Below are 12,983 nucleotides of genomic sequence, written 5' to 3'. Positions count from 1 at the left end.
GAGGACGTCCGCGTACCGGCGTACGGGGACGTTCCGGCAACGCCGCGAGATGCCCTGCCCGTCTTCGCGCACCCGCCGGGGAACACGGGGCGGCCCTTACCCCACGGCGGCGTACGTCTCGTGCAGTTCGTCGTCGTCCAGACCCACCGCCGCGGGCAGCATGCCCGTGGACCGCTCGTATTCGCTGCGCGCGGTCTCCAGCAGCCGTCGCCAGGACGTCACGGTGGGCCGCCGTCGCAGCAGCGCGCGGCGCTCCCGTTCCGTCATCCCGCCCCACACGCCGAACTCGACGCGGTTGTCCAGCGCGTCGGCCAGGCACTCGGTCCGCACCGGGCAACCGGTGCACACCGCCTTGGCCCTGTTCTGCGCTGCCCCTTGTACGAACAGTTCATCCGGATCAGTAGTGCGGCAGGCTGCCTGCGCACTCCAGTCGGTAACCCAGCCCATGCCGGCGCCGTCCTCTCCCGAATCGAGGCTCCCCCACGGCGGCAGCGGCATATTCACCGCTGCCAGTTGAGGACGTTACGGAAGGTGGGGACAGCACAACACCCCCTTCGGGCCCAATCTTGAATGGCCCGAACGGACTATGCGTACACGGGAGATCACCCAGAGGAGTGACCTATGGACATGCCTGACCATCCCGACTGATATCGGGACAGGATACCCAATCCGCAACGGACATTCAGCGACACACAGGGCGAATTCGGGAGCGCCTCATGTGTGGCTGAATTACGCGAGGGGCATGCACGGGGCTTGATGCGCCGTTGGATTGCTGTGACAGTTGAGAGCAGCTTAGGCCAAGGCCTGCCCGTGTGTCCGGCGAATGCCGAGGGAGACGGTCGCTGTCTTCGGACCGTCATGTCCCGGGGCTCTCCGTACCGGTCGTCCGGCCGCCGTGTCCCGGGGCTCTTCGTACCGCCCGTCCGGCCGACGCGCCCCGGGCCCCGCCGCCCGGGGCCGGGCCCCCGGCGCCGGATCCCGCCGCTCCCCTCCTCACGGGCAGAGGCTCCGCGGCCCGGCCGGCCTGCGCGGGAAACCGGACCGGGGCGGCCCGCGGACCCGCCGGATGTCACGGTCTGGTACTCGAAAGGCCCCTCGGGCCCCCACTCCCTCGGAACGCCGTATCCGACGGATTAGGCTGCCTCCATGCCAAAGAAGCGCTCAGGCGGGGGTCTCAGCACGACCCAGCAGGCCGCCAAGTTCCTCGGGGTCGCCGCGTTGTCCGGAGCTGTGCTGGCGGGCATCGCGCTGCCGGCCGCCGGGGCGCTGGGACTCGCGGCCAAGGGGACGGTCGAGGGATTCGACGAGATCCCGGCCAACCTCAAGACTCCGCCGCTGAGCCAGCGGACCACGATCCTGGACAGCGAGGGCGGCCTCATCGCGGTCGACTACTCGCGCGACCGGACCGTCGTCCCGCTCAAGGACATCTCGCCCCACATGCAGGACGCGATCATCGCGATCGAGGACTCGCGCTTCTACGAGCACGGGGCGGTGGACCTCAAGGGGATGCTGCGCGCGGTGAACAGCAACGTGCAGAGCGGCGAGACCCAGGGCGCGTCGACCCTCACCCAGCAGTACGTGAAGAACGTCTTCGTCGAGGAGGCGGGCGACGACCAGGAGAAGGTCCTCGAGGCCACCCAGCAGACGATCGGCCGCAAGGTCCGTGAGCTGAAGTACGCGATCCAGGTCGAGGAGGAGCTCGGCAAGAAGAAGATCCTGGAGAACTACCTCAACATCACGTTCTTCGGGCAGCAGGCGTACGGCATCGAGGCCGCCTCGCAGCGTTACTTCTCCAAGCACGCCAAGGACCTCGACGTGGGAGAGGCGGCCATGCTGGCCGGCCTCGTCCAGTCCCCGAGCCGTTACGACCCGGTCAACGACGCCGAGGAGGCGACCAAGCGCCGCAACACCGTGCTCCGGCGCATGGCGACCGTCGGGAGCATCTCGCAGGAGGAAGCCGACAAGGCCATCGGTACGCCGATCAAGCTGAAGATCAAGCAGCCCAGGAGCGGTTGCATCACCGCGGTCAGCGGCGCCGGTTTCTTCTGCGACTACGTGCGCAAGACGATCCTCACGGACCCGGTTTTCGGGAAGACCCCGGAGGAGCGCTCCAAGCTGTACAACCTCGGTGGTCTCACCATCAAGACCACTCTCTCGCCGCGTGCGCAGCAGGCCGCCAACGAGGCCGCCACCTCGAAGGTCTCCAAGGCCGACAAGGTCGCCGCCTCGGTGGTCCAGGTCCAGCCCGGCACCGGCAAGATCCTCTCGATGGGCCAGTCCCGCCCGTACGGGCTCGACATGAACCAGCACCAGACGGTGCTCAACCTCGCCGTCAGCAACAAGCTGGGCGGCAGCACCTACGGCTTCCAGGTGGGGTCGACCTTCAAGCCGTTCACCGCGGCCGCCGCCCTGGAGAAGGGGATCAGCCCGGCGCAGACCTTCGACACGCCGTGGAAGATCCCCGTCCCGAAGAACACCTACAAGACCTGTGAGGGCGGCTCCGCGGGCGAGGGCACCTGGTCGGTGCAGAACGAGCTGGAGTCCGAGAAGGGCGCCTTCGACATGATGGGCGCGCTCGGCAAGTCCATCAACACCTACTTCGCGCTGCTGGAGCAGAAGGCCGGCCTCTGCGAGACGCTCACCATGGCCGAGAAGCTGGGTTACCAGCGCGGCAACGGAGAGCCGCTCACGGCGGACCCCGCCATCACGCTGGGCACCACGGAGAGCACCCCGCTCGGTATGGCCGCCGCGTACGCGGCGTTCGCCAACCGCGGCACGTACTGCACGCCGGTCGCCATCGAGTCCATCACGGGCGCCGACGGCAAGGCCGTCAAGGTGCCCGAGTCCACGTGTTCACGCGCGATGAGCGAGCGGACCGCGGACATGATCAACCAGATGCTCAAGGGCGTGGTCCAGGACGGCACCGGCACGGCGGCCGGCCTCACCGACCGCGACAACGCGGGCAAGACGGGTACGACCGAGCAGCGTAAGGACGCCTGGTTCGTCGGCTACACCCCGAACCTCTCCACCGCGGTGTGGGTCGGGTCCGACGGCGGCCAGAAGGTGCCGATGTACGACATCACCATCGGCGGCCAGTACTACGACAAGGTCTGCGGTGGCTGTCTTCCCGGTCCCATCTGGAAGACGGCGATGACCGGCGCGCTGAACGCCTCGGAGACCCCGGCCTTCAACCCCGTCGACGTGCCGCGGGCGAAGAAGAAGGAAGACAAGCCGAAGAACGACAAGGACAGGGACAGGGACAAGGGCCGCGAGGGGAACCCCGGCGACAGGGCCGGTGGCGACACCCCCGGCGGGATCACCATCCCGCCCGGCTTCCTCGGCGGGGCCGGCTCCGACCGGCGCGACGCCGGCAACGGTCCCTGACGCCCGCCGCCGGTCTCCGGCGGACGGACGTGTACGGATGTGGAGGAGGGGCACCCCGGCCGGGGTGCCCCTCCTCCACATCCGTACGTCTTCTTCGTCTCCGCGCACGTCCCGGCCTCGGCCCCCTCCCCACCGGAGAGGTACGCCACGGGCCGGGCAGCCCCCTCGCCGTACGCGCCGGTGGGAGCCGGAGCGCGGGGACGGGCATCCGGCGCCTCAGCCCGCCAGGAGCTTCTTCACCGCGGCGGCCACCCGGCCGCCCTCCGCGCGCCCCGCGACCTTCGGGTTGACGGCCTTCATGACGGCGCCCATCGCCCGCGGCCCCTCGGCTCCGGCGGCCCGCGCCTCCTCGACGGCCTGCGCGACGATCGTGTCCAGCTCGTCGTCGGAGAGCTGCCGGGGCAGATAGGCGTCGAGCAGCTCGCCCTCCGCCCGCTCCCGCTCGGCCTGCTCCGCCCGTCCGCCCCGAGCGAAGGCCTCGGCCGCCTCACGGCGCTTCTTCGCCTCCTTGGCGATCACCTTCTGCACCTCGTCGTCGGAGAGCTCGCGGGCCGACTTGCCGCTGACCTCTTCCTTGGAGATCGCGGTGAGGGTGAGCCGGAGCGTGGACGAAGTGAGCTCGTCACGCGCCTTCATGGCCGTGGTGAGGTCTTCCTTGAGCTTGGACTTGAGCGTGGTCATACAGCGATTGTGTCAGGTACGGAGCACTCGCCGCCCGCCTGTTTTCCTCTCGCGGCACCGTGTCTGCGACGATGGCCCCATGCGCGCACGCTACGGAGTACCCCTGAAAGTCACGGCAGTCGGCGCAGCGGTCGGGGCCGCCGGCCTCGCCTACGCGGCCGGGTTCGAGGCCCGGTCGTTCCGGCTGCGACGGGTGGCGGTTCCCGTACTCCCGCACGGGGCGCGGCCGTTGCGTGTCCTCCAGGTCTCCGACATCCACATGGTGAGCGGACAGCGCAAGAAGCGGGCCTGGCTCCAGTCGCTGGCCGGGCTGCGCCCGGACTTCGTCGTGAACACCGGTGACAACCTCTCGGACCCGCAGGCCGTGCCGGAGCTGCTCGACGCACTCGGCCCGCTGATGGAGTTCCCCGGGGTGTACGTCTTCGGCTCCAACGACTACTACGGCCCCAAGCTCCGCAACCCCGCCCGCTACCTGCTGGAGAAGGCCCAGGGCAAGCACGGGCTCAACGGCAACGCCCCGGCGACCGGCGCCGTCCACAACCCGTGGGAACCCATGCGGGACGCGTTCGACGAGGCGGGCTGGCTGAACCTCACCAACACCAGGGGCAGGCTCAAGACCGACGGCCTGGAGATCGCCTTCACCGGCCTGGACGACCCGCACATCAAGCGGGACCGCTACGCCGAGGTGGCCGGCGGTCCCGAGACGGGCGTCGACCTGTCGGTCGCCGTGGTCCACGCCCCCTACCTGCGTTCGCTGGACGCCTTCACCGCGGACGGCTACCCCCTGATCCTGGCGGGCCACACCCACGGGGGCCAGCTCTGCATCCCCTTCTACGGGGCCCTCGTCACCAACTGCGACCTGGACACGGACCGGGTGAAGGGCCTCTCCAGCCACACGGTCGGCGACCGGCGCGCCTACCTGCACGTCTCGGCGGGCTGCGGCACCAACCGCTACACCCCGGTGCGCTTCGCCTGCCCTCCGGAGGCGACCCTGCTGACCCTGACGCCACGCGACTGAGGGTGAGGGACGGGTCACGCAGCGGCCCGCCCGGGCACCACGGAAACCGGATTTCGCCTCCGGGCGCCGGTGGGCTAAAGTAATCGTTGTCGCCGGGACAAACGGTGGACATCGGGGTGTAGCGCAGCTTGGCAGCGCGCTTCGTTCGGGACGAAGAGGTCGTGGGTTCAAATCCCGCCACCCCGACAGCTGAAACACCAGGTCAGGGACCTGATCCACTTAGTGGATCAGGTCCCTGCGTGGTTTCCTGGGGCGCCTTGGGAGCCGTTTGGGAGCCAAGTGCAGGAAAGCGGCTCCCCAGGCCCCTGCGTTGGATGGGGCAGCCACCGCGCAGCAAGACGTTCAGACTCCCCTGTCTCGAAGGGGTCGCACTGAGCGGGCCCTCGACAGAGAATGCAGTACGGTCGCGCTCACACGGGTAGGCACAGAGAGGAGGGGCCATGTCGTACGAACCAAAGCTCGCAGCGGCGCTGTCCGGCGCGACGATGGCCCAGCTCTCTCACTGGCGTCACGCCTCAGGCGCAGGAGGCGCAGTCCTCGTCCCAGAGATCTCAGCTATACGGCCCATCCTGTACTCCTTCCGAGATGTCGTCGCACTGCGAACCTGCGTACGCCTCCGGCAGGAGACCTCGCTGCAGCGGATCCGTCGCGCAGTGGACTCCCTCAGGGACGATCTGGGTGAGCGAGAGCACCTCTCGGCCTACCAGCTCGTCACCGACGGGGGCACGGTGTATTTGGCCGATCCTGACCATGCCGTCGACCTGATCGGCCGCAAGGGTGGCAAAAGCAACCTCGTCATCCACCAGCTCGTCGATGTCCTAGCCCCGTTCTACCGAAACGGCCGACACATTCCCGACCTGCTGTCCCCCCGCCCAGATGTCGCCGTGGATCCATCCGTACGCGGCGGTGAACCGGTAATCCGTGGCACTCGCGTCCCCGCAGCCGAGGTCGCGGCCCTGATCCGAGATGGAATTCCTCCGGAGCAGATCGCCGACTTCTTCCCCGGGGTCAGCGCCGGAGCAGCACTTGAAGCAACCGACTTCACCGATTACGTCGACAGCTACGCCGGAACGCCAACCGGCGCAGGCGCGGGTACGAGCCGAGGCGCCGCTTGAAGCTGCTGCTCGACGAGAACGTGCCACGCCCTATGGCCGACATCGTCCGCATCCTTCTCAAGGCTCATGACATCCTGCACGTGCATGACCTGCCTGGATGGGCTGGCACCAAAGACATCGAGCTGTTCGAGAAGGCCCGCGCTGAAGGCTTCGACGCAGTCCTTACCAACGACACCAAACAGATGAGCCGGCACCTTGAAGTCGCGGCGATCGCTGCATCCGGGCTCCATCGGATCGAGTACCGACAGAACAACAAGCACGGCGGGCTGGTTGGCCTGGGCTCGGCCATCGCCACGGTTTGCGCGGGTCTCCCCCACGCTCTGGCCGAGCTATCGGTCGCAGACGGCCAACGTCTGGTCTCCCTCACCTCTGTCGACCCAACTCGCGCCACCCGTGTCCGCACCGTCGACCCTCAGGTGGACGCACCCAAATTCTGGCCCACGGGCTGACCCGCCACGGCTGTTCCGACCGCGCCGTAACCTCCAGTTCCAGACGGTGCCGTGCTCACGCGAAACCGGCCTTCGCAACCTCGAGAACCTTCTTGTTCGGGCTGGAGAAAATGGCGTATATGTTGTCGACTGCGGCGGTCGAGCGAAGCGTCAGTCGCGTGTCTCCCGACTGAGCGCCCGGGACGACCGTGATCGTGAGCTCGCCCCAGGTGGGGAACCTTCTGTACGTTCCCGTCACCTGCCCGAGGTCTGCGAGTGTCCGCACGTCCTTGAACCCTGCGGTGATGAGGCCCTGTTCGCAGCGGGTAAGCCACTCCTCGCGCTGCCCGGCAACCACGAGGACCTCCTCCATGCTCTTACGGATTGCCACATGACTCTTCCAGAGGGCGGAACATTTATTCGACTCGGCAGAGCATGACAGTTTCGAAGCTCGCGTAAGCCTCCTTCTGTGAGCGGTGCGCAGCTGAGCCGAGTCTTTCTGAAGGGGTGCCCCCGCCACGTACGCTCTGGACGTCCGGCGCACGGGGGGCACCGTGGGTCATTTCTTCACCGTCGACGACCGGGCGGCCACACCCCCTCCGCGTAGTCCTGCCCCGCCCAGTTCTCGCCGCGATGGAAGACACACAGCACATTCGAAGAGGGCGGCCAAGCTAGTCCCTGCCGGGTGGGGGGGCCTTGACTCAAGGCCGTGTAACAAGGCCCGCGTAGCCCACGGCTCGGCGATGCATGGGCATTGCCGAGCCCAAGCCCAGCTATTACCGCATCTGAGCCAGGAGCTGTACGGTCAGGTCAGCACATATTCTACCCCTCCCCAGAAGCTGACGCTACATCAGTACCGTTCGCCGATAGGCCCAGCATCAGGACGTTGACCTGCGTCGATGCGGCTACATATCAGCTTCCAGCAGATCTTCAATGATTACTGACGCTGAACTCGTGGTGTCGTAGGGGGTGACGGCTGGCCGGTGGCTGCGGTATCACCGAAGTCATGCGGTATCCACAAGGGGGCGGGCTGTCCGCCGAACGGCAGCAGTTCCGCGAGGAGTTACGGCTCAAGGCGGCCGAGCGGTTCGCCCTGGGCGAGGGCAGTACCGCGATCACCATAGATCTGCGGGTCAGTGTCCGCTCGGTCCAGCGATGGCGTCACGCGTGGGCCGAGGGCGGCCCTCGATCCTTGCGGTCGCAGGGGCCGGCGTCGCTGCCGAGGCTGAGCGATCAGCAGTTCACGCAGCTTGAGGCGGAGCTGGCCAAGGGGCTCGGCCGCTCATGGCTGGGAGGACCAGCGCTGGACGCCGGCCCGGGTCAAGACGGTGATCGGCCGGCGCTTCCATCTGACGTACACGATCCAGGGTGTGCGGAAGCTGTTGGTGCGTAACGGCTGGTCCTGTCAGGTTCCGGCCCGTCGTGCGATGGAGCGGGACGATGACGCGGTCGCGGGGTGGGTCAAGGAGGTGTGGCCCCGCGCGGAAGGTCAGCGGTGGCCCGTGAGGCATGGCTGGTCTTCGAGGACGAAGCAGGCTTCTCCATGACGCCACCGCACGCGAAGACGGGGCCTTGACCCCGGGTTCTGGACACGGGTTATGCGGCTTGCTTCAGCGTGGTTGACGTCGTTCGGAGGGCGTTCTCGTAAGCGATGGGGCTGCGGTGTCCGAGGCGGGAGTGACGGCGTCGGACGTTGTAGCGGTGCAGCCATCGGAACGCGTCGAGGCGGGCCTCGCGCTCGCCGGTCCAGTGCTTGCGGCCCTGGAGGGTCTTGCGTTTGAACGTCGCGTTGAAGGACTCGGCAAGTGCGTTGTCCGCGCTGGAGCCGATCGCGCTCATGGACTGGCGGACGCCGGCCTGGTTGCAGGCGTCGGCGAAGGCCCGGCTGGTGTACTGGGCTCCATGATCGGTGTGCAGGACAGCTCCGGCAAGGCTGCCGCGGGTGCATCTCGCGGCGGCCAGGGCGTCGATGACGAGATCGGTGCGCATGTGATTCGCGATCGCCCAGCCAGTCAGACGCCGTGAGGCGAGGTCGATGACGGTGGCCAGATAAAGGAACCTCCCGCTCTCCAGGGGGAGGTAGGTGATGTCACCGACGTACTTCGTGTTCGTTTCCCTCGCGGTGAAGTCGCGGCCGATCAGGCCCGGGGCCTTCGCCGCGGCCGGGTCCGCGACCGTGGTGCGGTGTCTTCGTCGCAGCCTCACGCCCGCCAGATCGATGCTCCGCATCACGCGTGCGACCCGCTTGTGGTTGACACGCTCGCCGTCCTCGCGGAGCTCGGCGGTGATCCTGGGGACACCGTAGGTGCCGTCCGATTCCCGGTGCACGGCCCGTATCCGTGCGGCGAGATGGGCGTCGGCCGCCTGCCGGGCTGCCCGGCAGGCGGCGGTGCGGCGCCAGTAGCAGAAGCTGGAGCGGGCAATGCCCAGGATGGTGCACAGCCGCTTCACGCCGTAACGGCGCTGGTGGTCGGCGACGAACTGGAAGCGGTTCACCAGCGCGTCTCCCCGGCGAAATACTTCGCCGCCTTCCGCAGGATCTCGCGCTCTTCCTCCAACTCGCGGATCTTCTTGCGCAGGGCCGCGTTCTGCGCCCCCAGCGCAGTGGGCGGCTCGACGGACGCCTCGGCCCGACGTCCCCGCGGCCGACTCGCACCGGCCGCCCTGACCCAGTTCCGCAACGTCTCCGGGTTCACCCCCAGATCAGCGGCGGCCGACCTGATCGTCGCTTCGGGCCGCGACTCGTACAGCGCGACAGCGTCCGCCTCGAACTGCGGCGGACAGTTCTTCATGACCACGAGATGTCCGTTCTCAGATCCTCAGGACCCAGTGTCTCGTGTGTCCAAGATCCGGGGTCAAGGCCCGGAGACCGTCAGTCGGTGCCGTCCTTGATCATGACCAGCCGCGAACTTGCCGCCGAGATGCGGCGCCGGTACAGCTCCGAGCCGGCGGCACGGGACTACCTTACGCGGCTTCACTCGCTTGCCGGGCCTTCCCCCTTTGTGGTGGACACGCGGTCATTGATCACGCGGCGAGCGTGAGCTTAGCGGTGTGGTGTCGTCGTTCGTATTCGTCGGGGCTGAGGTGGCCGTTGGCGGAGTGCCGGCGGCGGGTGTTGTAGCGGGTCAGCCATGCGAAGACGGTTCTTCTGCAGGTGGCGGCGTCGCCGTAGTCGCGGGCGCCCTGGAGGGTCTCGCATTTGAGGGACGCGTGGAAGCTCTCGCAGGCCGCGTTGTCCGCGCTCGAGCCGACCTCGCCCATCGACCGGGTCACCCCGAGTTGGTCGCAGAGGGCGGCGAAGGCCCTGGCCCCGTATTGGGCTCCGTGGTCGGAGTGAAAGACCGCGCCGTCCAGGCCGCCGCGGGTGCGGGCGGCCATCTTCAGGGCGTCGGCAACCAGGTCCGTGCGCATGTGGTCGGCGATGGACCAGCCGACGGCCTTCCGGCTGAAGCAGTCCAGCACCGTAGCGAGATAGAGGAACTCTCCGTTCTCCAGGGGCAGGTAGGTGATGTCGCCCATGTATTTGATGCCGGGTTCGGGTGCGGTGAAGTCCCTGCGGAACAGGTCCGGGACCAGTGCGGCCGACGGGTCGGAAACAGTGGTGCGGACGCGTCTGCGCAGGCGGACGCCGGTGATGGAGAACGTGCGCATCACCCGGGCGACGCGCTTCTCGTTGACGTGCAGACCCTTGTCCTTCAGCTCGGCGGTGACCCGCGGGGAGCCGTAGGCGCCGCCGGAGGCCGCGTGGACTTCGCGGATCCTCGCGGCCAGGCGCTCATCGGCCCGCTGCCTGGCCCGCCTGGTCTGCAGGCCGGACAGCCACTTGTAGTAGCTGGACCTGTTCACCTGCAGGACTTCGCAGAGCCGCTTCACCTCGAAGGCGTCCCGGTGGTCGTGGACGAACTCGAAGCGGCTCACCAGTTCGTCTCGCCGGCGAAATACTTGGCCGCCTTGCGGAGTATGTCCCGCTCGGTCGCCAGCTTCCGCTCACTGGCCTCGAGCTCGGCGACCCGGGCCTCGAGCTGCCGGATCCGCTCGTCAGGCTCCGCGGCCGGCGTCGCCTGCGTGGCCCGGACCGCTGTCCTGGCGCCCCGGGCGTCCGGGGCGCCGCTGCGGAGTTCCTGGGAGCGCAGTACCCAGTTCCGCAGAGTGTTCCTGTTAATGCCCAGGTCGGCGGCGATGCTCTTGTAGGTCGCCCCGGGTGTGGACTCGTACAGGGCCACGGCATCAGCCTTGAACTCGTCCGAGTAGTCCTTCATCGCCATCGGCGGTCTTCTCGCTTCCTCCGGATCAAGCAGATCCAGTATCAGCGTGTCCACCACTCAGGGGGAGGCCCCGCCGAACAAAAACCGGGCTTCATGCCTCGGTAGAAGGTCACGCACACCTGACTGGAGTTTCTTTAGCCTTGAACTCCTGCAACGCACCAAGGGGCTCGCTCATGGAGCGGGCCCCTTTTTCGATGCGTTTCTGAACTCACTAGGCTACGGGCTTGGGCAGCTCATAGGCCGAATCGCTCTTGAAGTCTGCAAGGCTCTCGCGGAGGCGGTCCTTGTCTTCATCAGTGTAGTTCGCGCTACTCCCCGCGAGCAGGTAGGCGATGAGTTCCGCCGTGCGGTTGTAGTTCTCGTTTCGGGCAACAATTCGATCTCCTGCAGAGACGAGCACGTCGCGCCACAGCGGGCTGTGCATGTCCCAGTTGATCTTGTTGAGCCGCTTGATTGCCTGGACGTTCTTAAGACCATAGCGTCGAGTGGCCACGAGGAGCCCGCGCATGACCGCGATTTGCGCTGCAGGCTTCAGCAGCAGGTTGTCGGTTTCGTTCTTGCGAAGCGTGGAGATGAGGTCCGGTGCATCGACGGCTTCCTTGAAGACGCTGATGTGCTCAAGGAGGCTGGTCCACCACTGCGCCACATGGTCGTAAGCGGCGTCCAGTTCATGGTCACTCGGGCGGACGACGCGGTCCTTTTCCTCGAAGTGGAAGCCGTTCTCCTTGCAGATCGCCTTGACGGTCTCGTATACGGCGCTGACGGTGGTGATTTGAGAGCTTCGGTCCGACAGAGTGTTGCTCCTCCAGTTGACGATGAGCTCACCCTTGGAGTCCGCAACACTGAGGGGCTCCCCGGCCGCGAGGAGCTTGCGGGTGAGGATGGAGTACCCATCATCCTCGCTGGTGATGATGTTGTCGCTGCGCCCAGTGGGCTTGGCCGACCGGTTGATTTTGTTGAAGATTCGCCGAGTGGTCTCCGACCCGTAGAACGGGATGAAGATCACGGCCAGCTCATCTTCCCGCACCGCGCCGACGAACGGACCAGTAATCTCCTGCCCCTTGTCGTTCACGCGGTTGATGAGGGCACGCAACGCTGACCATCGGTGCTGACCATCCAGAACGATCAGGTCGCCGCCATCGATGGTCAGGACGCCCAGTTGCTGGATGACCTCGTTGTACGCCGCTGGCGTCTCTCCGTTGAGCCACTTACCGAACGACTCATAGGCGAAGACGTTTGGTTCGTAGACCAGGACGATGATGGAGCCGAAGAAGCGGTCCTCCGCATTCGCGAGATAAGGCACGATCTCCTCGCGGACTCGCTTGTCATTGAGCGCCCGCTGAAGCCGCTCTTCGATGCTCAGGTTGGCCCAGTCGTCGCCTTTGCTTGCCGCGCGGGCGATAGCGGCAAGGTCTGCGGCGCGCAGCTTGGCGTTGTAGTACTCAATGGAACCCATCTTGCTCTTAATCGCCGGAACAGTGGTCGCCATGTTCACTTTCCTTGGTGGTGGTGTACCGGATGTGGTTGCACAGAGGGTGCAGGTCACGGATGAGGCGCTGTTCAAGAGCCTTCTGGTGCTCGCCGTGAGCCAGCACCCATGAGAAGCAAATGCACCCGGCGGGCCGTCGCAATGCGCGACGGAGCCGCTGGTTGTGGCTGTACTCGTAGTGAGCGTGAAAGCGGTGATACAAGTTGTCGCTTCGGCCGATGTACAGGGAGCCCCGCATGTCATGGATGACGTAAACGCCACCCTGCCTCGGCACCGCCAGAGACTGACTCGGCCGGTAGGGAACCGAACCATCTACTGCCAGAGCAGGAGCTTCAAGGAGCGCGTTCTCATCACGCACCTCAGCACCCGCACCGCCCACCACCATCGCTACCTCACGATTGTTTGCACAAACTTCTGACGCGTCTTCACCATGGCACCGTTTGTGCAAACTGGCAAGCTCTGGCCACAAACAGACGGTCAGTCACATGCGTCCATCGCCGCACACGGGGGACCGGAGAGGGGTCAATCGACGCGCTCATGCACGGGCCGCCCTGGACGCGACGGACAGTCCTGAGGGATAAACGTGCAGGTCAGCGGCGTCGT

The 12,983-nt window shown here is 66.7% G+C and carries 11 protein-coding genes, 1 tRNA gene and 1 pseudogene; 6 read left to right on the top strand and 7 right to left on the bottom strand.

The genetic code is table 11. From position 1 onward, the window contains the following. Positions 1 to 96: 96 nt before the first annotated feature. Entirely contained in the window at positions 97 to 447 is a 351-nt protein-coding gene (locus CP967_RS18495) for a WhiB family transcriptional regulator (protein WP_190175392.1), read from the bottom strand. Between the two features lie 699 nt (positions 448 to 1,146). On the opposite strand from CP967_RS18495, the gene CP967_RS18485 reads away from it, so the two are divergent. Further along, the gene (locus tag CP967_RS18485) at positions 1,147 to 3,384 is read left to right on the top strand and encodes a transglycosylase domain-containing protein (RefSeq protein ID WP_150489037.1); all 2,238 of its coding nucleotides are present in this window, start codon (positions 1,147 to 1,149) and stop codon (positions 3,382 to 3,384) included. A gap of 216 nt (positions 3,385 to 3,600) precedes the next feature. Here the strand turns inward: CP967_RS18485 and CP967_RS18480 are convergent, their stop codons facing one another. Beyond that, on the bottom strand, positions 3,601 to 4,065 hold the full coding sequence (locus CP967_RS18480) for a GatB/YqeY domain-containing protein (RefSeq protein ID WP_150489036.1): 465 nt from the start codon (positions 4,063 to 4,065) through the stop codon (positions 3,601 to 3,603). 79 nt (positions 4,066 to 4,144) lie between these two features. Here CP967_RS18480 and CP967_RS18475 point away from each other — a divergent pair, with 79 nt between their 5' ends. The 4 genes from CP967_RS18475 to CP967_RS18460 all read left to right on the top strand — a co-directional run bounded on the left by CP967_RS18475 (position 4,145) and on the right by CP967_RS18460 (position 6,647). Then, a complete protein-coding gene (locus CP967_RS18475; protein WP_150489035.1) occupies positions 4,145 to 5,083 on the top strand; it encodes a metallophosphoesterase in 939 nt (312 codons plus the stop codon). 112 nt (positions 5,084 to 5,195) lie between these two features. Continuing rightward, positions 5,196 to 5,269 (top strand) — tRNA-Pro (locus CP967_RS18470). A gap of 254 nt (positions 5,270 to 5,523) precedes the next feature. After that, positions 5,524 to 6,198, top strand: coding sequence for a DUF433 domain-containing protein (locus tag CP967_RS18465; protein ID WP_150489034.1), 675 nt, complete (start codon positions 5,524 to 5,526; stop codon positions 6,196 to 6,198). Beyond that, complete coding sequence (locus CP967_RS18460; RefSeq protein ID WP_150489033.1) at positions 6,195 to 6,647, top strand: DUF5615 family PIN-like protein; 453 nt, start codon at positions 6,195 to 6,197, stop codon at positions 6,645 to 6,647. Before CP967_RS18465 ends, CP967_RS18460 begins: the two co-directional genes overlap by 4 nt. A 55-nt stretch (positions 6,648 to 6,702) precedes the next feature. On the opposite strand, the gene CP967_RS18455 is transcribed toward CP967_RS18460, so the two are convergent. Beyond that, the gene (locus CP967_RS18455; protein ID WP_150489032.1) at positions 6,703 to 7,017 is read right to left on the bottom strand and encodes a hypothetical protein; all 315 of its coding nucleotides are present in this window, start codon (positions 7,015 to 7,017) and stop codon (positions 6,703 to 6,705) included. Positions 7,018 to 7,632: 615 nt separating this feature from the next. Here CP967_RS18455 and CP967_RS18450 point away from each other — a divergent pair. After that, positions 7,633 to 8,193 (top strand): annotated as a pseudogene (locus CP967_RS18450) (helix-turn-helix domain-containing protein); the annotation flags it as partial. A 29-nt stretch (positions 8,194 to 8,222) separates the two neighbouring features. Here the strand turns inward: CP967_RS18450 and CP967_RS18445 are convergent. The 4 genes from CP967_RS18445 to CP967_RS35455 form a co-directional block, all read right to left on the bottom strand. Next, a protein-coding gene (locus CP967_RS18445) for an IS3 family transposase (RefSeq protein WP_425281756.1) occupies positions 8,223 to 9,424 on the bottom strand; the annotation gives its coding sequence in 2 pieces (ribosomal slippage) (positions 8,223 to 9,133 and positions 9,133 to 9,424; 1,203 coding nt in all). Positions 9,425 to 9,650: 226 nt separating this feature from the next. Then, positions 9,651 to 10,891, bottom strand: a protein-coding gene (locus CP967_RS18435) for an IS3 family transposase (protein ID WP_150489029.1) whose coding sequence is annotated in 2 segments (ribosomal slippage) — positions 9,651 to 10,555 and positions 10,555 to 10,891 — 1,242 coding nt in all. Because the reading frame shifts where the segments join, the coding sequence is not laid out codon by codon here. A 211-nt stretch (positions 10,892 to 11,102) separates the two neighbouring features. After that, entirely contained in the window at positions 11,103 to 12,380 is a 1,278-nt protein-coding gene (locus CP967_RS18430) for a DNA sulfur modification protein DndB (protein ID WP_150489028.1), read from the bottom strand. Beyond that, positions 12,355 to 12,618 (bottom strand): GIY-YIG nuclease family protein, encoded by a 264-nt coding sequence (locus tag CP967_RS35455; RefSeq protein WP_425281763.1) that lies wholly within the window; start codon positions 12,616 to 12,618, stop codon positions 12,355 to 12,357. Before CP967_RS35455 ends, CP967_RS18430 begins: the two co-directional genes overlap by 26 nt. Positions 12,619 to 12,983 lie beyond the last annotated feature (365 nt).

This window comes from Streptomyces nitrosporeus (genome assembly GCF_008704555.1).
GTDB lineage: Bacteria > Actinomycetota > Actinomycetes > Streptomycetales > Streptomycetaceae > Streptomyces > Streptomyces nitrosporeus.
This window is presented reverse-complemented; position numbering and strand designations above follow the sequence as displayed.